The 24,114-nt window shown below is 67.0% G+C and carries 21 protein-coding genes, 1 pseudogene and 2 CRISPR repeat arrays; of the genes and pseudogenes, 3 read left to right on the top strand and 19 right to left on the bottom strand.

Going from position 1 to position 24,114, the window contains the following annotated elements; all coding sequences use genetic code 11:
* Nucleotides 1–254: 254 nt before the first annotated feature.
* Nucleotides 255–1,013, top strand: a pseudogene (istA, locus tag H9L22_RS11050) (IS21 family transposase); the annotation flags it as partial.
* Between the two features lie 81 nt (nucleotides 1,014–1,094).
* Here istA and H9L22_RS11045 read toward each other — a convergent pair.
* The 4 genes from H9L22_RS11045 to H9L22_RS11030 are packed head-to-tail and all read right to left on the bottom strand — an operon-like array spanning nucleotide 1,095 to nucleotide 4,318.
* Nucleotides 1,095–1,526 (bottom strand): tyrosine-type recombinase/integrase, encoded by a 432-nt coding sequence (locus tag H9L22_RS11045; RefSeq protein WP_264292440.1) that lies wholly within the window; start codon nucleotides 1,524–1,526, stop codon nucleotides 1,095–1,097.
* Nucleotides 1,527–1,567: 41 nt separating this feature from the next.
* Nucleotides 1,568–2,116: a tyrosine-type recombinase/integrase gene (locus H9L22_RS11040; RefSeq protein WP_187719972.1), complete on the bottom strand. Its 549-nt coding sequence runs from the start codon at nucleotides 2,114–2,116 to the stop codon at nucleotides 1,568–1,570.
* Complete coding sequence (locus H9L22_RS11035; RefSeq protein WP_187719971.1) at nucleotides 2,103–3,077, bottom strand: tyrosine-type recombinase/integrase; 975 nt, start codon at nucleotides 3,075–3,077, stop codon at nucleotides 2,103–2,105. The genes H9L22_RS11040 and H9L22_RS11035 overlap by 14 nt, the downstream gene beginning before the upstream one ends.
* Nucleotides 3,074–4,318, bottom strand: coding sequence for a tyrosine-type recombinase/integrase (locus tag H9L22_RS11030; RefSeq protein WP_187719970.1), 1,245 nt, complete (start codon nucleotides 4,316–4,318; stop codon nucleotides 3,074–3,076). The genes H9L22_RS11035 and H9L22_RS11030 overlap by 4 nt, the downstream gene beginning before the upstream one ends.
* A gap of 200 nt (nucleotides 4,319–4,518) precedes the next feature.
* Here H9L22_RS11030 and H9L22_RS11025 point away from each other — a divergent pair, with 200 nt between their 5' ends.
* Entirely contained in the window at nucleotides 4,519–5,283 is a 765-nt protein-coding gene (locus H9L22_RS11025; RefSeq protein ID WP_187719969.1) for a Mu transposase domain-containing protein, read from the top strand.
* Complete coding sequence (locus tag H9L22_RS11020; protein ID WP_187719968.1) at nucleotides 5,280–6,032, top strand: ATP-binding protein; 753 nt, start codon at nucleotides 5,280–5,282, stop codon at nucleotides 6,030–6,032. Before H9L22_RS11025 ends, H9L22_RS11020 begins: the two co-directional genes overlap by 4 nt.
* Before the next feature lie 182 nt (nucleotides 6,033–6,214).
* Nucleotides 6,215–6,681: direct repeats of the CRISPR family, unit length 37 nt; unit sequence GTTTCAATCCGCTGTTGTCGCGGTAGTCGTTTCCGAC.
* A gap of 179 nt (nucleotides 6,682–6,860) precedes the next feature.
* On the opposite strand, the gene cas6 is transcribed toward H9L22_RS11020, so the two are convergent.
* From cas6 to H9L22_RS10945, 15 genes are all read right to left on the bottom strand, one after another.
* A complete protein-coding gene (cas6, locus tag H9L22_RS11015; RefSeq protein WP_187719967.1) occupies nucleotides 6,861–7,586 on the bottom strand; it encodes a CRISPR system precrRNA processing endoribonuclease RAMP protein Cas6 in 726 nt (241 codons plus the stop codon).
* A 17-nt stretch (nucleotides 7,587–7,603) separates the two neighbouring features.
* Nucleotides 7,604–8,026 carry a hypothetical protein gene (locus H9L22_RS11010; protein WP_187719966.1) on the bottom strand — a complete coding sequence of 141 codons (423 nt, stop codon included), beginning with the start codon at nucleotides 8,024–8,026 and terminating at the stop codon, nucleotides 7,604–7,606.
* A complete protein-coding gene (locus H9L22_RS11005; RefSeq protein ID WP_187719965.1) occupies nucleotides 8,019–9,338 on the bottom strand; it encodes an RAMP superfamily CRISPR-associated protein in 1,320 nt (439 codons plus the stop codon). Before H9L22_RS11005 ends, H9L22_RS11010 begins: the two co-directional genes overlap by 8 nt.
* Before the next feature lies 1 nt (nucleotide 9,339).
* Nucleotides 9,340–10,608: a hypothetical protein gene (locus H9L22_RS11000; protein ID WP_187719964.1), complete on the bottom strand. Its 1,269-nt coding sequence runs from the start codon at nucleotides 10,606–10,608 to the stop codon at nucleotides 9,340–9,342.
* Nucleotide 10,609: 1 nt separating this feature from the next.
* On the bottom strand, nucleotides 10,610–11,194 hold the full coding sequence (locus H9L22_RS10995; RefSeq protein ID WP_187719963.1) for an RAMP superfamily CRISPR-associated protein: 585 nt from the start codon (nucleotides 11,192–11,194) through the stop codon (nucleotides 10,610–10,612).
* A complete protein-coding gene (locus tag H9L22_RS10990; protein ID WP_187719962.1) occupies nucleotides 11,191–12,267 on the bottom strand; it encodes a Cas10/Cmr2 second palm domain-containing protein in 1,077 nt (358 codons plus the stop codon). The genes H9L22_RS10995 and H9L22_RS10990 overlap by 4 nt, the downstream gene beginning before the upstream one ends.
* On the bottom strand, nucleotides 12,264–12,593 hold the full coding sequence (locus H9L22_RS10985) for a hypothetical protein (RefSeq protein ID WP_187719961.1): 330 nt from the start codon (nucleotides 12,591–12,593) through the stop codon (nucleotides 12,264–12,266). Before H9L22_RS10985 ends, H9L22_RS10990 begins: the two co-directional genes overlap by 4 nt.
* An 85-nt stretch (nucleotides 12,594–12,678) precedes the next feature.
* Nucleotides 12,679–15,174, bottom strand: a complete 2,496-nt coding sequence (locus tag H9L22_RS10980; protein WP_187719960.1) for a TIGR03986 family type III CRISPR-associated RAMP protein — start codon at nucleotides 15,172–15,174, stop codon at nucleotides 12,679–12,681.
* Between the two features lie 79 nt (nucleotides 15,175–15,253).
* Nucleotides 15,254–16,822: an SAVED domain-containing protein gene (locus H9L22_RS10975; RefSeq protein WP_187719959.1), complete on the bottom strand. Its 1,569-nt coding sequence runs from the start codon at nucleotides 16,820–16,822 to the stop codon at nucleotides 15,254–15,256.
* A 135-nt stretch (nucleotides 16,823–16,957) separates the two neighbouring features.
* Complete coding sequence (cas2, locus tag H9L22_RS10970) at nucleotides 16,958–17,242, bottom strand: CRISPR-associated endonuclease Cas2 (protein WP_187719958.1); 285 nt, start codon at nucleotides 17,240–17,242, stop codon at nucleotides 16,958–16,960.
* Complete coding sequence (cas1, locus tag H9L22_RS10965; protein ID WP_187719957.1) at nucleotides 17,233–18,348, bottom strand: CRISPR-associated endonuclease Cas1; 1,116 nt, start codon at nucleotides 18,346–18,348, stop codon at nucleotides 17,233–17,235. Before cas1 ends, cas2 begins: the two co-directional genes overlap by 10 nt.
* Before the next feature lie 74 nt (nucleotides 18,349–18,422).
* The gene (locus tag H9L22_RS10960) at nucleotides 18,423–19,094 is read right to left on the bottom strand and encodes a reverse transcriptase domain-containing protein (protein ID WP_187719956.1); all 672 of its coding nucleotides are present in this window, start codon (nucleotides 19,092–19,094) and stop codon (nucleotides 18,423–18,425) included.
* Between the two features lie 227 nt (nucleotides 19,095–19,321).
* Nucleotides 19,322–21,169: direct repeats of the CRISPR family, unit length 37 nt; unit sequence GTTTCAATCCGCTGCATTCGCGGTAGTCGGTTCCGAC.
* A gap of 168 nt (nucleotides 21,170–21,337) precedes the next feature.
* Nucleotides 21,338–21,847: a hypothetical protein gene (locus H9L22_RS10955; RefSeq protein WP_187719955.1), complete on the bottom strand. Its 510-nt coding sequence runs from the start codon at nucleotides 21,845–21,847 to the stop codon at nucleotides 21,338–21,340.
* A complete protein-coding gene (locus tag H9L22_RS10950) occupies nucleotides 21,844–22,221 on the bottom strand; it encodes a hypothetical protein (RefSeq protein WP_187719954.1) in 378 nt (125 codons plus the stop codon). Before H9L22_RS10950 ends, H9L22_RS10955 begins: the two co-directional genes overlap by 4 nt.
* Nucleotides 22,173–23,999 carry a hypothetical protein gene (locus H9L22_RS10945; protein WP_187719953.1) on the bottom strand — a complete coding sequence of 609 codons (1,827 nt, stop codon included), beginning with the start codon at nucleotides 23,997–23,999 and terminating at the stop codon, nucleotides 22,173–22,175. Before H9L22_RS10945 ends, H9L22_RS10950 begins: the two co-directional genes overlap by 49 nt.
* Nucleotides 24,000–24,114 lie beyond the last annotated feature (115 nt).

Below are 24,114 nucleotides of genomic sequence, written 5' to 3'. Positions count from 1 at the left end.
TAGCACGCGACCGCTCTTGCCGCGGTAGTCGTTTCCGACGGGGTACAGGCCGAGGGCGCGACAGGACGCCACGGCGTTTCAATCCGCTGTGAGTATTGGCGGTCCTGGGGGCCGGGTGTGGTGCGGTTGAGCGCCACCGGCCCGGGTGCCGAATCGTGTGGTTGAGCGCCGGGGTTGGTGTGGTTGAGCGCCACCTGCTTCTAGGCTCCTTCCCGCCTATGTGAGGGCCACGTGGGCGGGAAGGAGTACCGGTAATGGTACGCAGGATCAAGGCGAAGTTGGTGTTGCAGCTTCGTTCGCAAGGGTTGTCGGGCAGAGCGATTGCTGCCGGGCAGGGCATGTCCAGGCACAGCGTGCAGGCGGTCATCGACGCTGCCGAGGAGGCCGGGCTGGGCTGGGACCGGGCGGAGGGCATGTCTGACGGGCAGGTCTACGAGGTGTTGTTCCCGGGCCGCGGTGTCCGGGAGAGCGTCTTCGCCCAGCCTGACTGGGGGCGGGTGCATCGGGAACTCGCCCGGGTCGGGGTGACGCTTCGGCTGCTTCATCAGGAGTATCAGGACGCGGCGGTGCGGGACCGGCAGCCGGTGATGAGTTACGACCGGTTCTGCCGGTTGTATGCCGACTACGCGGCCGTCCTGGGTGCTTCGTCGAGGGTGGGTCACAAGGCTGGCCGCAGCGTCGAGGTCGACTGGTCAGGGCCGACGATGGAGCTGCTGGATCCGACCACCGGCGAGGTGTCGAAGGTGTATTTGTTCGTGGCGTGTCTGCCGTTCAGCAGGTTCGCGTTCGTGCACGCCTCGTTGGATATGCGGCAGGAGTCGTGGTTGCGGGCGCACGTGGCGATGTTCGAGTTCTTCGGCGGCACGGTCCCCAGGATCGTGCCGGACAACTTGAAGACCGGTGTGATCTCCCATCCCCGTGAGGGGGAGGTCGTCCTCAATGACGCCTACCGGGAGCTGGCAGGGCACTACTCGGCCGCGGTGCTGCCGGGCCGTGTCAGGCACCCAAAGGACTATCCCGAGGATTGTGTTATCCCGAGCGCTGGTCGTCGCGCCTTGTCAGCGGTGGTAGGGACGGGTGGGTTCTCGGGATAATCATGTGAGTCCGGCGAGTTGGAGGATCAGGTCGTCGTTTCCTTTCCAGAGGGGTGCGGGGTCGGGTGTGGTGACGGCGGCTTTCTGGATCGCGTCGCGGACCATTTGGCTGTCGGCTGTGGCGTAGATGCTGGTGGTGGTGATGCTGGCGTGGCCGAGGAACTCCTTGATGTGGGGCAGCGGCACTCCGGCGCGCAGCATTTGCATGGCGCGGGCGTGCCGTAGCTGGTGGGCGTGGATCCGTTCAGGGAGTTCTGGGCAGTCGGTGCGCGCGTTCCTGGCGTGCTTGTTGAGCAGGAAGGTGACGTTGTCCTGGCTCATCGGCTGGGGTCGGCCCGAGCGGGTGGTGTAGAACAGCAGCGCCTCGGGCGCCGCCTTGCCTGGGTGGAAGACGCTGGCGTAGTGGTCGAGGTGGCGGCCGGTTTTGTCCATGATGGGAATGGTTCTGGTCTTGTGGCCTTTGCCGGTGACGGTCACCCTCCCGCGGCCGGGGCGGTGTCGATGTCGGCGATCCGCAGGTCCAGGACTTCTTGGATGCGGGCGGCGGTGTCGAAGAGGAGCAGGATGAGCGTGGTGTCGCGGAGGCCTCGGCGGGTGTGTTGTCCGGGTGCGCGGATCAGGGCGTCGACGGCGGGGATGGTCAGCGGGTCGGGGGCGCGGGCAGGGGTGCGGGCGGGGCGTGTCTGCTTCACGTCCAGCCAAAGGGCCACGAGCGCTGGGTCTTCCCCAGCGCAGTAGGAGAGGAACGATTTGATCGCGGCCAGGCGTTGGTTCGCCGACGAGGCGGCCAGGTGTTGGGTGTCGGTCAGCCAGAGGGTGAACCCGGCGATGGTGGCGCGGTCGATGACGTCGAAGGTGACCTGGCTCAGCTCGAGGTGGCGGGTTTCACGCAGGTAGGTCAGCAGCATGGTCAGCGCGGTCTTGTAGGAGCGGATGGTGTGGGGGCTGAGTCTGCGTGCTCGGGGCAGGTGGATAGTCAGCCAGGAGCGGACGAGCCGGAAGAAGTCGTCAGAGGACTGCATGGGACGCCTCCGGGAGGGTGGTTTCGAGGTCGGTGTTGGCGAGTCGGCGCAGGTCGGGATGGAAATCTGGGGCGAGGTGGAAGTAGTACCAGGTGTCGTCGGGATTGGTGTGGCCCAGATGCAGGCTCAGGTAGATGACCAGCGCCTCTGGGTCGCGGCCCGCGCGGGCCCATCGGTTGATGACCTCGACGACGTGGGCGTGGCGAAGGTCGTAGACACGCGGCGGTGAGCCGGGGCTGGCCGTGATCGGCGGGTCGGCGCCGTCGAGTAGTTCGCTGAACCAGTGGTCGATGGTGCTTCGGCTGTAGAAGCCGCCCGTGCGGTTCGGGAAGAACGCGACCCGGTCCCGGTGGTGTGGGCTGATCGCGGTGTCGTATCGGCGGCAGTAGTCGTGCAGGTCGGGAGAGAGGAACACCAGCCGGTCCTTGTGTCCTTTCGATTCGCGGATGTGGATGGTGCCGTGGGCGAGGTCGACGTCGTTGCGGTGGAGCTGGCGGGCCTCGCCGGGTCGCAGACCCAGGCAGTAGATCATCCGGAACATCACCGGGATGATCAGATGCCGCAGCGCGCCGTAAGGGGACTCGGTGATTCGGTCGGCCGCGTCGAAGATCGCCCGTAGCTGCGAACGGGTGTAGAGGTGCGGGCGGTAGCGGATCTGCTTGCCCGGAATGCCTTGCGGGATCACGTAGGCGTCGACCCCGAGCCCGGTCATGTGTTTGGCCAGCTGCCTGACGGGGGTGATCCTTCGCATCTGCCCGTTGACGTGCTCGCCTGGCCGGCCGGCGGCCCATTTCATGGCCATCTCGCGGGTCAGGGTGGTCTGCCCGGGATCCGCCGCGGCGCACATCGCGTCGAAATCGTGCAGATGCCGCTGCGATGTCGTGTAGGGCAGCCCGAGCGCGTGCTTGACCTGCAGGAGGGACTGGATGTGCGTGGCCAAGCCACTGACCAGCCCGGTCACGGCCGGGCCTGGTCCGGTTCGATGCCTACGAGGTCCAGACAGCACTGCCGCATTCGGTCTTCGTCGGCGGCGAGGTAGTGCTTCGCGGAGTCGATTCCCCGATGCCCCAAGGCGCCGGCGATCACCGGCAACGGCGTGTCCCGCTCGAGCATCCTGGTCGCCAACGATGCCCGCAGCACCCGCATCCCGCGGCCCGCCTCGCCGGTCGAGGCGGCATGGGTGCGGGCGAACGCCCCTGCCGCCACGTGATACAGATCACTCGACGGCGACAAGGCGACATGCGGGGCCTGCGATCTCAGGAACACGTGATCGTCGCCGACGCCAGCAGGTCTATCGTGGAGGAGATACTCGGCGATCGCGGTACCCACATCCGCCAACAGCGGCAGCGTCAACACCGTCGCCGTCTTGCGCTGGATCAGCGTGATCTGGCCCTGCCGCCAATCGATGTCTTGCAGCCGCAGGCCAGCGATATCGCCCGGACGCAATCCCGTCCGGGCCGCCAACAGCAGCATCGCCCGGTCCCGGCGGCCGGTCAGAGTGCCAGGATCAGTCGAATCGACCAACTGCTCAACGGCGCGCGCCGACAGTACCCTCACCGCGTGGATGCGTCGGGAGAACACCGCCGGAACCGCGCCGTCCAGCCCCGCGCGCAGACCGGCGTCCTCCAGGAAGCGGCACCACACCCGCAGCGCGGTCACCACGGTGCGCATACTGCCCGGCCGGTAGCGTCCACCCAGGAACACCACCGCCGCGGACACGTCCTCACGCGACAGCTGCCGCACGTCGGTGATCCCCCGTTCGGGCAGCCAGGCCAGCACTGTTCGGGCCACGGTCGCATACAGATGCTGAGTGTCGAGCGCCAACCCGCGGCCCGTCAGCCACTCCTCGAACTGATCCTGGACCCGACGCAACACCGCCTCCAGGCCGTCGTTGGGATGCCTCCGCCGGGACACCGACCACCTGTAGGTCCCGGTCCTGGCCACCTCCGACAACACCAGCACGGCCTTGCGCAGCAGCTTGCGCTTCCAGTCCTTGATCCGGCCCAGTCCATGCTCTCCCGCCACGAAGCACAAGAACTCGGCCGTGATCTCGTCTGTGAGCTCATCGTCGCCTCGCTGGGAACAGAACAACTCCACCTGCGACCACGCCCACCGGTACTGCCACAACGTCGACGGCGCAAGCCCCAGCGCGGTCACAGCCGAGTCAGTCCGCGCGATCAACTCCCCAACAGGAACACTCATGACCCCTCACCTCCACTTGAAGAACTACAGAGATGAGGAACATAGACATGCTCGGTTATCCCGAGAAAGCACCCGTCCCTACCACCGCTGACAAGGCGCGACGACCAGCGCTCGGGATAACACAATCCTCGGGATAGTCCTTCTTATCCCGAGTTCGGGATAAGAAGGACAAACCCAGTGTCGAGAACACCGTCGCGCACGTGGCGACGTGGGTGATCGCGGGGCTGCGGAGCGAGACGTTCACCACCTTGTCCGGGTTGCAGGCCCGGATCCGGGAACGCGTGGATGCCTACAACACCACACCGTTCCAGAAGCGGGAAGGGTCCCGCCGCAGCGTCTTCGCATCCGAGGAACGGCCGCTGCTCGGGACGTTGCCGGCGGCGCCGTTCGAGATCAGCCAGTGGGTCTATGGCCGCAAGGTGGGCCGCAACGGCCATGTCGTCTGGTCGAAGAACTACTACTCGGTCCCGTTCGCCCATATTGGGGCGAAGGTCGACCTGCGGATCACGCAGTCCATGATCGAGATTTACCGCGGCGATGAACGCCTGGCCAGTCACTTGCTGCTGCCCTCAAACACCTCGAACAAGTACCGCACCAACGATGCTGACTTGCCCGAGGGTCGGGGTTGGCAACCGTGGGACAGGCCACGCATCGACGCCTGGGCGGCCAGGGTGGGGCCAGCCACCAAGACGGTGACCGACCGGGTCTTCGAGTCGGTCCAGGTCGACGAACAGGCCCATGACCCTGCGTTGGCGATCCTGCGCCTGACCAGACGATTCTCCCCGGCCCGGGTGGAGGCAGCTTGCCAGTTGGCGCTGCGGGGACCGGTGCGCAACATCCGCTACGCCCATCTGAGACCGATCCTGGACACCGGGCAGGACAAGACCGGTCAGAGCGTCGAGACCGCCGACGAGGTTGGCGGCTATGTCCGCGGCAGCGACTACTACGCCGGAGGGACCCGATGAGCGCCTCGCTGCTGGACATCGAGACCAAACGCAAGCTGCGGGAGATGAACGCCACCGACCTGCTGACTGCGATCGACACCCAAGACCCAGTGGTCTCGGCCGGGTTGGCGTTCGAGGACAGGCTCCGGATGGCTGTCGATGAGGCCTACTCGTCGTTCACCCACTCCAAGGTCACCGGCCTGATCCGACGCGCCGGTTTGCGTTACCCGAACGCTGACCTGCGCCGGATCGACCTGCTTGAGGAACGAGGGCTGGACCGCAGCCTGCTGTCCCATCTGGGCTCCTGCCAGTTCGTTACCCGCCAGCAGAACGTCGTGTTCCAAGGCTTCACCGGATCCGGGAAGTCGTATCTGGGATGCGCGCTGGCGAAACGGGCCTGCGAACACCGGATCCGGGCCCATTACATGCGGATGCCCGACCTCGAGGAGGCCTGGACCGCGGCCCAGGAACAGACCGGTGGAGCCGGGAAGTTCCTCCGCAAGTACGCTGCCTTCACGCTGCTGGTGATCGATGAATGGCTTCTGGATCGTCCCACCGAATCGATGCGAGGGATGCTGCTGGAACTGATGGAACGCCGCTATGGCGAAACCTCAACCGTATTCTGCACCCAGTATCAGCAGAAGGACTGGCACCAGCGCCTCGGCGCCGGCGTCCACGCCGACGCCATCATGGACCGCATCGTCCACAACACACTCTGGATCGAGACCGGCACCTACAACATGCGCGAGCACACCGCCGCGCAGACCTAACCCCGCAGGGTCAGCGCCGGTGGTGGCTCCCAGCCACGTCACCACCGGCGCTCACCCGCACCAACCCCGGCGCTGGACCGCACGAACCACCGGCTCCCACAGCGTCAAATACTCACGCTGTTCTCGCGGTAGTCGTTTTCCGACACGGCGCGCAGATCTACGAGGCACTCGCCGGTGCGGCTGTTTCAATCCGCTGTTGTCGCGGTAGTCGTTTCCGACCCCATCCCTTAAAACTTGGTGGCCAAGTGGTTTCGTTTCAATCCGCTGTTGTCGCGGTAGTCGTTTCCGACCGCCACGTTCGAGGAGGTGGGGGTGAACTACTTCAGTTTCAATCCGCTGTTGTCGCGGTAGTCGTTTCCGACGGGAGGCCATCAGGGTGGCCAACCTTCTCGACGAGTTTCAATCCGCTGTTGTCGCGGTAGTCGTTTCCGACGAGGAGCCCACCCCCGACCCCATCGAGGGTCCAGGTTTCAATCCGCTGTTGTCGCGGTAGTCGTTTCCGACCGGAGAGTACGGCGAGTACGGCGTCGAGTGGCCCTGCGTTTCAATCCGCTGTTGTCGCGGTAGTCGTTTCCGACCCACCGCCACTGCTACGGCTGAGATCACGGATGAGTTTCAATCCGCTGTTGTCGCGGTAGTCGTTTCCGACCCTACCCTCCGGCACGCCGTCGTGACAAGGGCTCTTGGATCGTGTTCGCACACCAGGGGTGCCGGGAGGTGAGGCTTTGGGCCGCATCGCGCCGGAAGTGGGCATTTGGCCTTGTCAGGTGCCTGCACACCTGAGGCGCATCTGGACACAGTTCCAGCACCCCCTCCTGCGGCGCCGGTTCACTGGGCCGCGGCTTGGCGAGACGCGGCAGCAGGCTCCGAGGCCGACACCACAACCTGCCCGAGACCCTTGATCCGGTGGGATCCGACTCCACTGTAGGGGAGGAGACCGAAGAGCGGAGCGACGTGGGCTGACACAACGCGGTCCGCGCATCGATACGTGACCCACCCGAGGCAGCCCCGCTGGATCCGGGCCCCGATCTGGATCGTGCCGGTGGTCAGCTCCAGGTCTACGGGCATGACCGCGTCGAGGATCGCGCGATCCAGCGGTATTGGCGGGCCAGGGCTGTACCTGTTCCACGCCAGTTGCGCTGATCGGAGGATCAGTCCTGCTGTGGGGAGCAGGTGCGGGTTCTTTCCCGATCGGAACGCTGTCGGCGTCAGGAACTCCACGGTCCACTCCCGGGCCGGCGTGGCGGCCCTGAGGCCCCCCCAGGTGGCTGTCAGCGTCCGCTGCGGTTGGCCAACCCGGATTCGCTCCGACCCCAGCCGGATGCTCGACGTGGCTGCTGCCATGGTCCACAGGCGCGCCTCGGCCTCGTCGGTGAGGGTAGTGACCTCCACGCCGACGCTGTGTTCCTGCACCGACGGGGGACTGAGCGTGTAGGGCTTCATGACGGAGTCATGGGAGACGACTGCGGGCTCGTCTCCGTCCCGATCGAACCAGCCGGAGAACGCGGCATGGATGTGATGCTGCTCGGGCATCGCGGCGACGTGCAGTGGCACCCAGAATCGTGACGGCATCACCAGGCCCCAATGAACGTGCTCGGCATACCATCCAGGACGTCGACGGCCATCATCGAGGAAGGCATGGACGTCGATTCAGCGAGGCGGGGATTGATCCGTTGATGCCCCTCCTCCCATGGAATCAGGGGCCGGGCCACGCAGGCCACGGGCTCCCCATCGGCGTCACTGTCCGCATGAAGCCACCCGACGGTGACGTTGGTCCCGTTGATCCGCCCTCGCATCAAAACCGACCCGTCGCGAGACCATCCCCAGATGTGGCTGTACGGAGGGGCGGTGGGTGGGCAGTGTCCGATGTGAAACCCGTCGTAGTCGGCCCACGCGCAGGTGAGACCTGCGGCAGCGGTGGCGAGCCGTTCCCACTGCACCTCACCCCATCCCAGCAGGTGTCGGTTCTCAGGCTCGGGGGGCTGCTCAGCCATTGTTGGTCTCCTTGTCTCGGCGGGCCGCTTCCAGATCCTCCGGCGTGATCCGGGGAACCGCGGGGAGGCCGGTCTCAGCAACTGACGAGAACTGCTGGTCTGCGAAGTCGGCCCCGAGGATGATCGTGTTGAAGGTCACCGTGCCCAGACCCGTAGCGCTCCTGCCGCCGATGCCCGTGTAGCCCTCGTGAAGGTCCAGCAGCGCCAGGAGCAGGGCCTTGGCCACCCACGCGTGCCGGGGTTCCAGTTCGTCTGTGGCCAGACGGCGGACGGTGAATCTGGCGTTGTCGTCGCTGAGGGTCCGCTCCGGGAACAGCCGTGCGTCCGCGGCGCCGCCGGTGAACCGGTCGATGGAGACCCGCGTGCGGTCTCGCTGGGCGGCTTCGTCCGTGAGCTTCGTGAACGAGAAGCTCCACCGTCCGACGCCGGTCACCGACGATCCGAAGACCTCGCACACCGTGCAGCGGCCGCACCCGTCCCAGGTCTTCCCGTCTACCCCGCAGATCTCGAGGCCCAGGCTTCGGCCGATGTACTCGACGCGGCTGCGGAGCAGGCCCTTCCAGCTGGTGCCGCGGAACCAGTAGTGCTCCGGCCGGGACCCATCACCCCTGTTGGCCACGGGGATGTTGAGGCCGTGAATGTGGCAGGCGGCGTCGATCTCGATGGGGAACTCGCCTGCAGAGGTGTCCCCTTCGTGCGGGTCATCGAGGTAGTTGGCCGCGCCGTCGAGCAACGAATCCATCGCCTCGGGTCCCGCCCCGGAGAGTGAGGCGCGGGCGAGGACGTCCCCAGGGTCGGTCATGTCGAGGGTCCGATGCCGGATACCCGTGACCCGCGCCTGACCGAGGCCGCTGCTGACTCCTCCGCCGATCAGAACCGGCCAGGAGGCGAGCAGTCCCAGGATGTCGTCGGCCCGCCCCTCGTAGCGGAGGTAGAGCTTGATCAGGGAGGCATCGTAGACCTCCTCCACCGTGTGGGAGCTGGTATTGCGCGCGGCCCGACGCCTCCGATCGATGGCCGTGGCCGTGCGCGACCTCTTCTCGGCCAAGCCGTCGAGCGCGGTCCCCAGGAACCACAAGTTCGAGGCGAAGAACTCTGCGCCGTCGGCGCCGGCTTCAACCCGGCCCATGTGCAGAGCCGCCGCGACCTCGCCGATGTGGGCGCGGAAGCTGCCGGCAAGTCCCGAGGCGGGGACGACGGGGCGGCCGTCGATGTCCGTCTCCACGGCCAGCGCGTTCCTCGCACCGGTCAGGGAGCCGATCCGGAACGGTGATGTGGGCTTGAGGTCCACTCTCAGGTAGGTGACGTGCATGTCAAACCCTCTCCAGTTCGCTGGCCAGCGCAGTTCGGTCGCCAGGCAGCGTGGCCTCAAGGAGTTCCCGCACCATCTCTCGCTTGCGGGGGTTGAGGTTCTTGCCGGTCGCGGTCTCCCACAAGGCCGCGAAGTAGTGTGAGTCGTCCCACTCGCGTGGCACGCGCAACCAGCCCGCAAGCCACTTCCGCTCAGGGCGCGTCAGAGGTCCGAATCGGTGGACGACCACGGCATCGATCTGGACTTCTTGGACCGCGGGCTTCGCCGGGGGCTTCCAGGCGCCCTCGACGATCTCCAGCCAGCCGAAGCCCTCGGGCCGGCGCAGGCCGATGCCCTCGTCGAGGAGCCTTCGCAGGTCATGCCCATCGATGCCGGACAGCGCGATGACGGCGCCTGGCGCGAGTGCCACGTCGCCTGGCTTCGGGAGCCGGGAGGCCGCGTGCCAACCGCTCGTTCCATCGGCGGCCAGCCGCCCGCCCCAGATGTCCGCGACCACCCCGACAGGGAAGGCGGCGGGAAGGTCGACGCTGGGCGCGCCTGTGTGGTCGACGAGGATGGTGGGCGAGACGGTGCGCAGCACGACGGGTCCGGTGGGCTGTGCGGGGAGGGGCGCGGGCACCTCTTCCACGGCTAGCTGGACTGCGCCGAGGACGGACTTTCGCCCGCCGAGGGCGATCCTCTCGAAGTCCTTCAGTAGAGCCGTGAGGGTGGGGTCGCCGACGATGTGGCCGTCGAAGACGGTGCCTCGCGGGAACACCTCCCGGGCGAAGAGGCTCGACTCGAGCGCGGTCATGCGCTCGGGGTCGATGGCTGTCGAGGTGACCAGCTTGGTGCTCTGCGCGCCGAACATGATGGTGCCCTTCAGCCGCTCGCCCGGCCGTCCGCACATCGAGGGGGCCACCCGCGGTGACACCCCGCAGCCTGGGCAGGGGTCGACGGTTCCTTCGCGCCCGCAGTGTGGGCAGGCGAACGCTGCGTCGAGGTACTCGGGCTCACCGTGGTCCGAGTGGTACTTGCATCCCCACACGGACTGGTTGGCGACGTCGCTCCCAATCGCCCGCAGCGGACCGAACCGGACAGTCCCGTCGAACACATCGCGGAATCGGGGATGGCCGTCGCCATGCTTGAACCGCCAGGCTCTCGCCAGGGCTCCGCGAACGGTGCTGCCGGGGACGTGGTCCATGGTGGGGCTCATGAAGGCCCGGGTGGCCCCGGTGCCGATGGTGATGTCCTGGAGGCAGGTGGCTGTCACTTTCAGCCAGGTGGTCATGTCAGGCCTTCTTCCGGCTGGCTGTGTAGTCCATGACGAGTTCCACGGAGTCGTCAATCCGAGGTGCGTCGGTGGTGATCGTGACCCACCCGAGGCCCCGGCGGCGTCCGTGGCCCACTCCGTCGATGAGCCGGGCGCTGACGTGGAGCAGGGCGGCATGAAGCTTCAGCCGCTCGGCGTCGAGGGGGGCGATCTGTGTGATGGTCTGGGTGGCCTGCGCGGTGTGGGCCTCCTCACCCACGAGCATGGCCCCGGGAACCACCCTCCGCTGGGAGTCGAGGGCGATCCTCGTGCGGGGCCGGTAGTGGACCTCGTCGAGGACGGCATCGCCGAAATGCCAGGGGCACCCGTCTCCGCCGCGCTCGCCGAAGACCTCCTTGACGAGTGGGTCGTCGTCCCATTGGCCGCTGGGGAGCCGAGTTCCGGGCAGCAGTTGGCGTGCTGAGGCCCGGAGGTCTCCCTTGAGGGAGCGTCCGGGGAGCGGATTGTCGTGGTCGAGCGCGGCGTCCGCTGCCTCGACGGCCTGGCCGGTGGAGATCCGGAAGCCGGAGTTGACGGTGATCGTCACGGTGATGACGGTGCTCATGGCAGCCACCTCATGATGCTGAGCGCCCCGAGGAGGTCGCGGGTGTGGGCGTCGGTCACGGGTTCGTCTCTCCACTCTTGTCCGAAGGCGAGGTTGAACAGGTCCTCGGCCCCCTCCATCCGATCGGCGAGATGCCGGAGACGAAGGGTGCGGGCCCCGATGTCGGGGAGGCGCAACTCGGCCCTGAGGGTGGCGCGGGCGGTGTTTCCGCCTTTCTCCCCGCCGATGTGGCGGGCGGCTTCCATGAGCGCCTCGTGGCGTGGCCACTCGTCGAGCCTGACGACGCGCTCTAGCGGCTGGCTGCCCTCGTTGGTCACGTCCTGCCAGGCGAACGTCCACTCCTGCCCCTGCTCGACCCACTTGGCCTGGCGGAGGAGCCGCTCGGCCAACTCCACCTGATCTCCGATGGGGAACGCCTGATGGCAGATCACCACTCCGGCCGAGAAGCTGATGGATCGGGCCTCCTCGTATGGGTCTTCGCCCAGCAGTTGCTGCATCGTGGTCATGAATGTGATGAGGAACGTCCACACCCGTGTGGCGGGGACGCTCACCAGCACGTCGTCGCCGCCGAGAATGTGCGGAATCGCCGCCATGACTTTGCCATCGCGCTCAGCGATGCGTGAGGTTTCGATGGCCGCCCGCAGGCCGTTCTCAGTGGCCTGCTTGATCCGCTTGGACACCTCGAGCAGATGGCGTGTGCTGCCGTCCCGGATGGCCTCGTCCCGCAGGTGGCCGAAGAGCCCGCCGAGCCCGTTGCCATCGGCGAAGACTGTCGCGATGTGGTTGTTGGTTGTGGTGCGGCGCGCCTCCTCTGCTGGCAGCTGACCGAGCCCGGCCAACTGCTTGAAGTCCTGCACCTGAGTCAGCTGGAGGCTGCGCAGCATCCGCTGCTCGACCATGAACCCGGAGGTGGGCACCGTCGCGGAACTCCTCAGGGTCTCGTTTCTCGGCCCCTCGTTCCGGGCGGCGCAGTCGCCGCAGAGGCGAAGCAACTGCTCGCGGACTCTGACCTCACGCGAGGCCATGGCCGAGGAGCATTCGTCGCAGTGGTGCGCCAGCGGGAACTCGATCACCGTCGGGGATACGCAGTGGTGCTGGCCGGTTCCCCCTCCCTCTCGGCGCGAAGGACGGCAACAGACGATGCGGCCTCGCGGATACTCGTCTCGACGGAGGCCGCGGGGAGGTGGAGCTTCAGGTTGTGGGCGATGGCGCGCGCCGCGGCCTCCACGGCTGAGCGGCCCGGGCCTTGCAGCTGGACCACACCGTCGGTGTCGACCGAGTCGATGTTGATGACAACGCCGGGGTGCTCCTCGAGGATCTCGCGGACGGTCCTGAGGCCGCGCGTGGCGACGGGGATGTCGTCGGCGACGCCGGAGATGTCAGTGAGGTAGAAGAGCATGTCGGAGGCTCCCCGGCGCCCCAGAGATGCCGGGAACGAGCCAGGTGGGCCTGGATCTGTTTGACGCCGACAGATGCGTAGAACATCACTGCTCCCCGGGGTGCTCGTTGGACATGAACTGGCTGGCCTCGTCGATGTTCGGCAGGGTGCGCATCCGGGCGAGTGGCTCGACTTGCCGGGGCTTGTTCGCCCCGGAGAAGGCGGCGTAGTATTTGTGGCTCTCGTCAAACTCCCGCTGCTGCGCGGTGGTGGCCCTTCGGTTGAAGTTGCCCAGGGTGGGGTACCAGATCCGGTTGGCGGAGACCGCCTGGCTACTCAGCGCCTTGGCCAGGCCCGGCAGCCAGTGGGCATCGGGGGGCACTGGCGCCTGCATCGCCATCAACTCGTCGGCATCCAGCGGAGTGGTAGTGCTGAGGCACCGCCCCGCGGCGTCCTCCGCGACCACCGTGACGGTGGCGGTGGCGCTCCCGAACCCCAGCGGCTTGCCCCCTCCCAGGTGGGTTTGGAGCTCGCCGATGGCGTCCGGGGCGCCGTCGAGCCCTTGGAGCCGCCCGGGATCGACGGCCATGAGCAGGAAAGCCAACTGAGTGCGGGTGATGTTCTCGAAGTACACCCGGCCTCGCAACTCGGAGCCCTCCTCCATCAGCCAGCGCTTCGCGTCCTTGTTCTGCGGCGTGTCCCGTCGCTTCTGCCGAGGGGTGGGATCGGTGTCCCAGTCCTGCTGGCCGTGCCAATAGAACTTCCGCCCCGCGATCTTCCGCAGCGGGTTGTCGTTGGCCCCCCAATGGGCCGAGGAATGCCCCAGTTTGGCGACGCCGCTCTCCCGCAGTGGTGGCGTGGCGTCTGGATGCGCCAGGTAGAAGTTGCCCGCGCTGGGGCGTGGCGAGCGCAACGGCGGCGGATGGATCTGCTGGACGCCGACAGGTTTGTCGGTCTCAAAGAAAGCCGAGAAACGCACGTGGGAGGCGTACGCGTTCTGCTCCCGAGCCCTGTCGCGAGCCGCCTTCCCGGAGCGCTGCTCAACGAACCCGAAGACGGCGCAGGCGGGGCACAGGTTCTCCGGGTCTGTGCACGGGAGAAGCGATTTGTCTGGCAGTCGGTCGCGCACCGAGCCCTTGCCCCAGATCCGCCAGGCGGCCGACATGCTGAGGCCGCTGGCGCTCCGCATTCCGCCCTGGCTCGTCGGGATGATCCAGATGGAGTCGCCCTCCGCCAGGGCGCCGTCGCTCTTGCGGCGGCTTCCGATGACGTGATGCTGTTTGGGTCCTCTCTTGGGCTGGTGGGCGTGGTTGACTACCACGCCTTGCCACTCGGGGGCCGTCCATGCCGGTGCAACGTTCGCCAGTTGCCCTCGTTCGACGTCCTGTGAGCCCAGACAGCGTGCCCGATAGTCGTCCCAGGCGCCGTCAGCGAGGGGGATGTCGTGAGCCTCGAGTTTCCCGACGGCGACGAAGATCCTGCTGGCGGGGTGTCTGCCCTTGGCACCGGCATCCGCGACATGAACCACCCATTGCCCGGCCTGTGCTGCTCCGACGGCGAGTTTGATCGTGCTCCGCCCCGATGAGGTCAACTCATCCCTGTAGACACCCGTGCCGTATTTCTGGGCAGAGACTTTGGCCTCGTCGAAGGTGATGAGTTGCCCGGAGCGCAGGTTCTCCGGGTGGATGGGGAAGTGCGCGTGGAGCCAGAGGGCCGGAATCCAGACGATCCTGGAGGTAGGGCGCACGTGGGTGGGGGATCCGTCCGTTGCGCACTTAGTGACGACGGCGAGGCGGGCCTTGGGATCGACGCGGAGTGGGGCCCGATGAACCGGCAGGTAATCCGCATCGATGACGGAGAGGCAACTGTCGGTCATCACCTCGTAGAGCGACCGGACAGCGCCCCGGATGCTCGATCCCGGCACGCGGACCACTACCTGCTGGGGATTGCCGTCGCCGGGGGGCTCGAAGTCGTTGTCCAGCATCATCGGCGTCTTCAGGTGGAAGGACGCGTCAATGTAGCCGGTGAGGTTGCCTTCTGCGGCGCGTTCGTGACCGGCCGGCCTCGATCGGAGGACCTGCAGGGGAAGGGGCACGAAGGTGTATGGATTGACGAAGTGAGCCCCGTCGTCGATGTTGTTCTGGAGCGCCTCTTCCGCCTGGATGCGCGCGCGTTCGGCGGCCTGCTCCGCGTGCTTGAGCGTACACTCCTCGCGCTCCCTGTCCCGGCGCTGGCACTCGTCGATCCACTGCCGGAAGGAGGGGGTTCCATCCCAGATCAAGAGCCTGCCGCCCGGAGCAGCGGCTTCCTTGAGCGTGGGACCCCGGTTGAGGAGACGATCCCTCCAACTGCCTGTTGGCTGCCCACCCGCCATCTCGGGCCCGGTGAAGGAGACGACGGCGTTTCCCACCAGCAGCCCCGTCGCACCGCGACGGCGAAACTGCGCCGGAGTCACGTCCAGACGTCTCAGGTCATCCACGATGTCGTCGACCAGGTCCAGATCGAAGTAGCCGGGCAGCTCGTGGCCCTCGAGCCACCCTGCATCCACGACGGCCACCTCGGGTCCGGGCTCCACCACCTCGTCGAATCCCCCGACCGCCATCGGGAGGGCGGTCAGAGGCCGGACCTCAACGGCATCCGGGTCGTCGGTTGCTGTAACGAAGGCAAGGCATCTCATGCCATTACTCCTGACCCTTGTAGCTGTCCAGGCGTCGGCAGCCGACGATGGCGCCGGACTCGTCGCGCACCTCGCCACCGGGGAAGAGCAGGTCGGGGCGGCGCACCTTCTCGGCCAGCACCCGGGGGACGATGAGTCCGACGCCCTCCCGCACCGGCGGAAGATCGACCGGCCCCCCGTAGCGGACCTGCGCGGAGGGGATCGCCGTGGACCCGACGTGCACGGACTGTTCGTCGGCGTGTTCGGCCAAGCGCGCCCAGCGTTCGGCCGCCGGCCAGGAGGCGATCGTCTCGCCGTCGCCGGACAGCAGGGTCACGGCGTGCGGGGTGAGGTTGTGCAACTCGTCGAACGTGTCCTGGCGGTGGCTGATGGCCGTGATGGGCTGCCGCCGCGCACTTGGCCGCAGCCGGAACAGTGGAAGGTAGGTGCTGGTGTCATCCAGGTACTCGTAGACCGTGGTGTGCAGCCTGTTGAGTTCGCGTCCGATCAGCACTCCCATGGTGAACGGCCCGATGAAGCAGAGGTGTACCCGGGGAGTGTCGGCCTCGTCCGTGATCGACGTGATGATCCGTCCGATCTGAGCGCCCAGCCGGGATCCCTCACCGGGATCGATGAAGCCGTCGCCGGTGAGGTCAAGGCGAACACATCGCCGGGGACGCAACTGGGCGGCAAGCCGGGTGAAGGCGTGGTCGTTGCCCGAGGCGCTGTCGCCCGTCTTCTTGAGCTTGATGAAGACGGCGACGCTGTCGCCGTCGTCATCGGCGTGGGGGAGCTCTGTCTGCTCGATGCCGTGCACCTCAGGGTCGGGCTTCTCGGGGTTGCCCCAGTCTTCGTTGATGGTGAGACGGTCGATCTTGCCTTGGCGGGGGAACATCGCGCCAAGTGTCACGGCGACGGACAGGCGAGCGCCCCCAGCGACGGCAAGGGAGGTGATCTGGGCCCGCTGACATGCGCGGGCGAGCTCCGGCAACCCCACTGCCAGCGCACGGCGGTATTCGTCGGCGGGGATGTTCTCGTCGGACTCTTCGAAGGACATCTCCAGGTCGGACTGCGGCACTGCGTCGCCGGGACCGGTCTGGATGAACAGGGTGAGATGCGTCATCTTCTCCTCCACCCAGTGCTCGGCATGCCGGCGGAGGAAGCCGTACACGAATCGGCCCTGACCCTCCACCGAATCGACGTCGGCTTGGGTGATGTCAACGAGGGGGATGTCGGTAGCGCTCTGGACGATTTCGTCGGGCTTGCGGACGTCGATCTCGCCGGTGGCGGGATCGCGGTAGTTGTTGACCACCATCATGGGCAACCGCTGTTCGGCCACCCTCTGGATCATCCGAGGAAGTTCCTTGTCCCGGATGTAGTTGCTGTTCACGAGATCATCCGTGACGATCAGCACGCCACCCGCGGCCCGCTCAAGTCCGTCCAGGATTCGCTGGTCGATCGCGCCGGCTCCCGTGTCCACATGGTCGATCCACGGCCGGAGGCCGCTACATCGAAGGAGCGCGGCCACGCGGGACACGAGACGGTCCCCGTCGCTTCCGTGGCGGTAGGACACGAAGATCGATGATGAGTCCATGGCTATCCCCTCCGAGACCCCCGGTGCCGGGGTGGATATCTCTCTGCCTGAACCTGACGGACAGGGAAAGGTGGGACGCTGCCGCCGGTACCGCTGGTCCGGGCACGCGCCGTGGTCCACAGGGCCTCGGCGAAGCTACATGACGGCCCAGTATCTCGTCAGGGACGGCGGCGACGCCTGCCCCACCTGCTCGACCACGTCCCAACAGGACGCGCACTGGCGCATGATCCACAAGGAGTCCGTCTGCTCGTCGATGATCCCCGCACCCTTCGCCGCGATCGCGGCCAGGGCCTCGGCGTCTGCGCTGATGAGGAACACCGACTTCTGGATGCGGTCCCCGTACGCCTGCAGGAGCGCGGCCAGCCGAGCTCGCCGCTGATCCTCGGACACGTCGTACGCCGCCACGTGGGTTACCGCCATGACAGCCCCGTCCAGGGTTCCCGATACTCGATGGTGCGCCGGAGACGCTGGGCCTGCCGGTACACGTGCCGCCGCCAGGAGCCGGCGAACCCGGCCAGCGCCCCCTTGGTGGTCTGTAGCATGCGGGTCTCGTAGGCGTCGATGACCGCCTCCCGACCGGCGGCCGTCAACCAGACCCCGCTCTTGCCTGGGGGCGCTTGGCCGTGGCCGGCGGTGAGGGCCCCACGCCTGGCGGCGGCCACGACGGTCTGGTCGACGACGAGCGGGCGGAACTCCTCCATGAGGTCCAGGGCGAGGCTGGGCCTGCGGTCCTCGGTGCTGTGCAGCACTCCAATGCCGGCATCGAGACCGGCGGCGTGGATGGCGGTGACGCACTCGCCGAGGAGGAGCGTGTAGAGGAACGAGAACGCGGCGTTGGGGATGTCGGCGGGCGGCTGGCGGGATCTGAATGAAAACCGGAGTTCCTCGGGCATCAGGAGCCCCACGCAGGGCCAGTAGGAGGCGGCGGCCGCGCCTTCAAGGCCCATCACCTCGTCGCGGGTGGCGGCCTCGGGCAGCATCCGACGCATCCCCTGGATCTGGTGGACGGCTTCGGCAACCTCGTCGGCGTGCTGCCGGCGCCCGAACCTCCGGAGCACGGTGATCTGGTGCCCCAGCTTGGAGTCGACGATGGCGCGCGCCGCCGCGATCTCGGCGTCGGTGCCCTCGAAGGCGAGCTGGGCGCGGACGCGGGAGCTTCGGGCGGGCCACGAGTCGTTGACGATGGAGCCGAGGAAGTTGCCGCGTCGGGAGGCGAGGGTCACGCTGACGTCCTGGCTCAGCGCCCACGTGCGGCATCCGGCGGTGATTCCCACTGAGCCGAAGCACACCAGGCGCCCGACCTGTGAGGTGGGCACGGACAGCAACTCGGCCTCGTCGTGCTCGACGATCACGCGCCCTCGCCTTACGGCGACTCTGCACCCCTGCCGAGCGACATAGAGCAGCTTCTTGTCGGGCTCGGGCGAGCGGGCCCCCTCCAGCATCGGTGGGTACCTTGGCCCGAAGTCCTCCCCCAGGAAGGCGAAGCCCTCGTCGAAGGACATCACGTCTGTCTTGTCCGCGCCCATGGTGACTCCAATCTCGTGGGCGGCTCTGCTGGCTATCCGGGCGGCCTCCCAGGCCTCCTCGCGCGCTGCGGCCGCTAGACGAGGTCGTCGGCGTAGCGCACTACGGGGAACCCTGCTTCCTGGAGCCGCGTGTCGAGGCTCACCAGCACCAGGTTGGCGAGCAAGGGTGAGAGCGGGGCCCCTTGAGGAAGGCCGGGGAAGGGCCGGCGACCGCGCTTCGGGACGACTGTCATGCGCCCGAGGAGGGCGTCGACGATCTCCATGAGCGGCTCGTCGTCGACGATTGCGGCCAGGAGACGCCGGGCCAGTGGAACCCGGATGCTGGGGAAGCAGTCGTCGACGTCCGTGCGCAAGACCCACGCCAAGCCCTCCTCACGCAGCGCCACGACGGCGCCGATGGCGTCGGCCACTCCGAGGCCCGGACGGTAGGCGTACGAGGCTGAGCCCAGGTGGGGATCGACGAGGGGAGTGACTGCGTCGAGAATGCAGCGTTCCACGACGCGGTCCTGCACAGCGGGGATGTTGAGGACCCGCTCACCGCCGGACTTCGGAATTCGGACTTCGGCAAGGTCGCGGGGGACATAGGCCCCTGTGACCAGCAACTCCTGAAGCTCCTTGAGTCGATCCTCCGCGTCGCGCCCGAAGCGCTCGACACCGGCGCTCATGACACCGTCCTCGGCGTCGTTCTCCTGCACCTCCTCCCAGGCGCGAGACAATGCGTCGAAGCTGAATGTCTCCAGTCCCATTTCGGCCACCTCCCCTCTCTGCATTGACACAGATGCCCACTTGTCGCGTCGATTCGAAGTGGCGCCTGGCGGTGAGCGCCAACCCGCTGTTATCGCAGTATTCGTTCTCGACGTGGTTCTTTGACATGGAAGGCAACAACGTGAGTGTTGTGTTCCAGTCCGCGTTTTCGCGGTAGTCGGTTCCGACCGCAGCTGTGCTGTTTCGGCTGTTCAATTTCGCCCCGATCGTTTCAATCCGCTGCATTCGCGGTAGTCGGTTCCGACGACTAAGCGTCACTCCTGGAGAAGACCCGACCGTTTCAATCCGCTGCATTCGTGGTAGTCGGTTCCGACCACCGGAACCCTCATCGGCCGCCTCGCCAACGAGCCCAAGTTTCAATCCGCTGCATTCGCGGTAGTCGGTTCCGACCTCATCGCGGTCAACACCCGCGTGAGCTGCAAGCGCTACCGGTTTCAATCCGCTGCATTCGCGGTAGTCGGTTCCGATAGCTCTCATCCGACCGCCGTCAGGCTGAATTCGTTTCAATCCGCTGCATTCGCGGTAGTCGGTTCCGACACCGGCCGGCAGGCTGAGGAGGCACTGCGCAAGCGTTTCAATCCGCTGCATTCGCGGTAGTCGGTTCCGACCCATGGCCAACGCACAGATCCTGAAGGGTATCCGCTGGTTTCAATCCGCTGCATTCGCGGTAGTCGGTTCCGACGACCGTCGAGGTCGAGGGTTACCCCCGCTACCGTTTCAATCCGCTGCATTCGCGGTAGTCGGTTCCGACCAGCACGTCCATCCGAGTCGACGTCTACACGCCCGCCGGGGTTTCAATCCGCTGCATTCGCGGTAGTCGGTTCCGACGGGTCCGAATTGAACCTGACCTACGGCAAAGCCGGACGCGTTTCAATCCGCTGTATTCGCGGTAGTCGGTTCCGACCTTCAGCACTACCTGCAGTCTCATCGATGTCGGATGGGTTTCAATCCGCTGCATTCGCGGTAGTCGGTTCCGACCCCCAGTGCTCCACTCCTGCCGACGTGCTAGGTTTCAATCCGCTGCATTCGCGGTAGTCGGTTCCGACAGGCCTCGCATGCTCGCTGGACCACCTGGTCACTTGTTTCAATCCGCTGCATTCGCGGTAGTCGGTTCCGACCGGGCTGCTCAAATGACAGTCCACGGGATGCCGGCCTGTTTCAATCCGCTGCATTCGCGGTAGTCGGTTCCGACTCCCTGAGCCGGAGGAGAGGGTGGAGCTGTTCGGTTTCAATCCGCTGCATTCGCGGTAGTCGGTTCCGACGTCCGCCATTACGCTGACCGCCTTGGCAGGACTAGTTTCAATCCGCTGCATTCGCGGTAGTCGGTTCCGACTCCTGGGTGAAGTTGTCCGACGAGAGGATGTAGTTTCAATCCGCTGCATTCGCGGTAGTCGGTTCCGACCACCCTTCAAGCGGACGTGAGTCAGTCTCGGTGGGGTAGGTTTCAATCCGCTGCATTCGCGGTAGTCGGTTCCGACAATTTTGTCGTCTTGCGTGCCGCTTGGCGGTTTCAATCCGCTGCATTCGCGGTAGTCGGTTCCGACTGTCTGCAATCTACGGGGAGGCGGTACGAGTCTTTGGTTTCAATCCGCTGCATTCGCGGTAGTCGGTTCCGACCAGCCGACGATCACCCCGCAGCAGGCCGTTCAGGCCAGTTTCAATCCGCTGCATTCGCGGTAGTCGGTTCCGACATCATCGCCGAGGTCCTCGACGGCGACCAACAGGTCACGTTTCAATCCGCTGCATTCGCGGTAGTCGGTTCCGACCACTAAGTATCGGAGCCCGTGGATTTCGGATATACAGTTTCAATCCGCTGCATTCGCGGTAGTCGGTTCCGACCCACAAGCTGGGCTACCGCGCTGACGCTGTGATCCTGGTTTCAATCCGCTGCATTCGCGGTAGTCGGTTCCGACGATACCTTCTCGACCTTGTGCCGTAACGGGCATGTTTCAATCCGCTGCATTCGCGGTAGTCGGTTCCGACAGCACAGCCAACGAGGCGGGGCTCGACGTCGGGTTCGTTTCAATCCGCTGCATTCGCGGTAGTCGGTTCCGACCCTACCCTCCGACACGCCGTCGTGACAAGGGGGTACGTGAGCCGTTTGCACACCTGCTCTGGGCATCGACGGTCGGCGGGGCCAGTGGAGCGCCGCTGGGCGGTGTTCGGCCTTGTCAGACCCCCTGCACACCTGAGGCCCCTCTCCCACATCCTGGTTACACCCCCCTCACCTGCCGCCGTGGTCTCCGTCGCCGTCGAACAGCCCTCCTCCGAGTTCCGCTGACCGCGCCGGGATGGGCACAACCTCCGCGTCGGCGCTCGTGTACCGCGCCGGCATGTCTCCGATCCGCCAACCTTCGGCGGTTGTCTCAGCATAGAAGTAGCGGGTCCCGTTCCACGTCACGAAGTCTCCCTGGATGCCGGGTGGCGCGGCCACGCCGATGGCCGCGTGATCGGGCATGAGGAGTATCACCACACCGTGGCCGAGCCGCCGGAGCAGGGCCGCGGTCAGGATGGTGCTGTCTTCGCAGTCGCCCGTACGGTCGTACAGCGTTTCCACCGGGTACTGCCAGAACTCGGGTTGTCCCCGGGTGTCCTCGTCGGACTGATAGCTGGTTGTCTGCGCGAATGCCAGGACGCTGGACATCTCCGCGAAGGACGAGTAGCCGTGCTCCTCCGAGATCTGCGAGAGGGCCTGGGCCGCGCGGTCGACGTCAACCGTATGGCCCTCCGTCACCCAACGTCCGATGGTCTCCCCTGGGGGCACTCGCCCAGCGTGAACGGGTTGAGCTGCCGCATGCGTTGATAGGCGGACCTGCTGATGCGCACCGTGGCCTGGTGGTCGTTGGTGAGGCTCAACGCCCGCACCGTCCAGCTGAAGTCCCGCGGCTCGAGATCCGGGTCGTCCTCGTCCCCGGGCTCGTCCCACTGGGACACGTCGATCTCGGCCAGGCGGTGTGAGGAGCGTTCTGCCGGACCGCGGGCCAGGAGTCGGATGAAACCGGCGGTCAGCGCTGCGGGCATGGGCAGTCCCTCCCAACGGCCCATGATCAGCAGGCCGATCACCATCGCCAGGCCTGCGAGCGCGCCGAAGACCGACCAGCCGTACATGCCCGTGTTGTCTGCCGCGGCCTCGAACCAGTCGCGGTGGCGGCTGGCCAAGGGGCGATCCAGCCGAGCGGTCGAGGCGAAGGCCCAGGCCCACACGGCCGCGGCCGCCACCCACAGTGCCCACCACGGCACGTACTCCGTGACCCACTGCCAACCCAGGAAGAGCGGCGCGATCGCGCACCCAGCGATGAGCGGGGCCAGCGGGTTCTGCAGCGACGGCGCCTCTGGTGGCCGCACGTCGGGCGGACCACCGTCGGCCGGGGTGCCGGGGAGGGGTCAGTCGTGGTCACGGGAACCCCCTGCGTCCGTGGTGCGCACGTCCTGGATCCTGCGCACCGACACCCAGGTGATGGCGTCCGGGTCGTCGCCGCGAGAGGAACCCGTCGCATCGGCGTACGCCAGCAGGGAGGCTGCGGTGTCCTCCGGAAGATTGCGGCTGAGGTACGCGAACCGGGAGACCTTGTCCTGCGGGACGTCCTCTTGGGGGTGGGCGAGGGGGGCGGTCCCCTGCGACAGGAGCCCCCCACGGCCGCCAAGGCCCCGGGCGAGTCGGCGAGCAGTTCGGAAAGGTTGTTCCAGAGCCCGCTGGGTGGGTTGGCGCCGCCTGCCGTGTAGAACCGCGCGAAGGCTTCCTCCGGCACGAACCCCCCGGGTCGGTCCATGCCGTCGGTGATTCCGGCGAGCAGGGCCCTGGTCACGTCGAACTCGGGCGGCAGCCCGTACCTCGCGGCCAGCGCCTCGGTGGGTGAGTCCTCAGGCCTTGGGAGGAAGATGCTGAACTCGGTGGGAGTCAGCTCCTCGTGGAAGCGCTCCGCGATGACCCGCTCGAGGTGCTGCAGGTAGTCCTGCGAGCTGGCCCGCATCTTGGCCACCCCGCCGAGGCAGCCGGACTCCAGGTCGTCGGGGCGTCCGACGAGCCGGACCAGGTAGGCCAGCAGGCCCCACAGCTGATCGGTGATGTGCTGCTCCACCCGGAACCAGACGTGCTGCTGCAGCTGATCCAGCAGCCGTCGCCTGGCGCCGTCCAGAGCCCGTCGCTTCATCCAGACGCCCAGGAGCACCCCACCTGCCCCGGTCAACGCGGCCGCGGCTCCCACCCCGAGGGCGACCAGAGGCGCGACGAAGCCGCCGAGCACCACGCCCACCCCCAGGCCGATGCCCGCCATGCCCGCGGCCCGTGTGGCACCCGACGGCCCATGGGGGAGACCGGCGACGGCTTCCCCGATTTCCTTGAGCAGGGGCGGCGGATCGAACTCGGGGCCCACGGCGCTGGAGGCTGCCCACACCGCACCTGCTTCCCGGCCGAGCGCCGTGGAGAGGTACTCGAGGAACTCGGTGGTGGCCCCGAGGTTCTGGGATTCGTGGAGAACCTCCATCGTCGAGGTGAACAGCTGCTCCCGGAGCCGGGCGCGCTGGCGGGCCGCCACCTCGTCGACGCTGCGCGTGGCGCGGGCCAGGCGGTCGTTGACGGTCAGGTCGATGTAGGTTTGCAGGGTGTCCACCAACAGCTCAGGAGGGGTGGCCGTGCCCGTGTGGGGATCGACGGCCACCAGGTCCCGCGGCCTGGGCCCGTTGATACCCCTGGCGAGCTCGGCGCCGAGCGCCTCGACGCCGCCGGACACGGCGTCGAGCCACCCGTCGGCCTGCTGCGCGTAGCGGCCCTCCGAGGGCCACGGCTCGAGGATCGGATCCAGCAGGGAGCGCCTGGCATGGAAGGCGAGGATGCCGGCGAGGATGGGCTCGCGACGGTAGTACGCGGCTGCCGCACCTGCCCCCACCTGGACCCTCCCCTGCCCGCGACCAGCGCCTGCCTCAGGGGTCCGGAGGTCAGCGCGTGCGCCAGATCGCCGGCCATGGCCAACTCCGCCTCGGGGGGGAGCAGCGCCCGAGCCT

This window comes from Tessaracoccus defluvii (assembly GCF_014489575.1).
GTDB classification, from domain to species: Bacteria; Actinomycetota; Actinomycetes; order Propionibacteriales; family Propionibacteriaceae; genus Arachnia; species Arachnia defluvii.
Note: the sequence above shows the minus strand (reverse complement) of the source record. Positions and strands in the feature narration are given on the sequence as shown.

Excerpts from the sequence above, each read along its gene's own strand:
- H9L22_RS11045 (WP_264292440.1), bottom strand. The coding sequence starts at position 1,526 with ATGGACAAAACCGGCCGCCACCTCGACCACTACGCCAGCGTCTTCCAC.
- H9L22_RS11040 (WP_187719972.1), bottom strand. The coding sequence starts at position 2,116 with ATGCAGTCCTCTGACGACTTCTTCCGGCTCGTCCGCTCCTGGCTGACT.
- H9L22_RS11030 (WP_187719970.1), bottom strand. The coding sequence starts at position 4,318 with ATGAGTGTTCCTGTTGGGGAGTTGATCGCGCGGACTGACTCGGCTGTG.
- H9L22_RS11020 (WP_187719968.1), top strand. The coding sequence starts at position 5,280 with ATGAGCGCCTCGCTGCTGGACATCGAGACCAAACGCAAGCTGCGGGAG.
- H9L22_RS11010 (WP_187719966.1), bottom strand. The coding sequence starts at position 8,026 with ATGGCTGAGCAGCCCCCCGAGCCTGAGAACCGACACCTGCTGGGATGG.
- H9L22_RS11005 (WP_187719965.1), bottom strand. The coding sequence starts at position 9,338 with ATGCACGTCACCTACCTGAGAGTGGACCTCAAGCCCACATCACCGTTC.
- H9L22_RS11000 (WP_187719964.1), bottom strand. The coding sequence starts at position 10,608 with ATGACCACCTGGCTGAAAGTGACAGCCACCTGCCTCCAGGACATCACC.
- H9L22_RS10995 (WP_187719963.1), bottom strand. The coding sequence starts at position 11,194 with ATGAGCACCGTCATCACCGTGACGATCACCGTCAACTCCGGCTTCCGG.
- H9L22_RS10985 (WP_187719961.1), bottom strand. The coding sequence starts at position 12,593 with ATGCTCTTCTACCTCACTGACATCTCCGGCGTCGCCGACGACATCCCC.
- H9L22_RS10980 (WP_187719960.1), bottom strand. The coding sequence starts at position 15,174 with ATGGCGGTCGGGGGATTCGACGAGGTGGTGGAGCCCGGACCCGAGGTG.
- H9L22_RS10975 (WP_187719959.1), bottom strand. The coding sequence starts at position 16,822 with ATGGACTCATCATCGATCTTCGTGTCCTACCGCCACGGAAGCGACGGG.
- cas2 (WP_187719958.1), bottom strand. The coding sequence starts at position 17,242 with ATGGCGGTAACCCACGTGGCGGCGTACGACGTGTCCGAGGATCAGCGG.
- cas1 (WP_187719957.1), bottom strand. The coding sequence starts at position 18,348 with ATGGGCGCGGACAAGACAGACGTGATGTCCTTCGACGAGGGCTTCGCC.
- H9L22_RS10960 (WP_187719956.1), bottom strand. The coding sequence starts at position 19,094 with ATGGGACTGGAGACATTCAGCTTCGACGCATTGTCTCGCGCCTGGGAG.
- H9L22_RS10950 (WP_187719954.1), bottom strand. The coding sequence starts at position 22,221 with ATGTACGGCTGGTCGGTCTTCGGCGCGCTCGCAGGCCTGGCGATGGTG.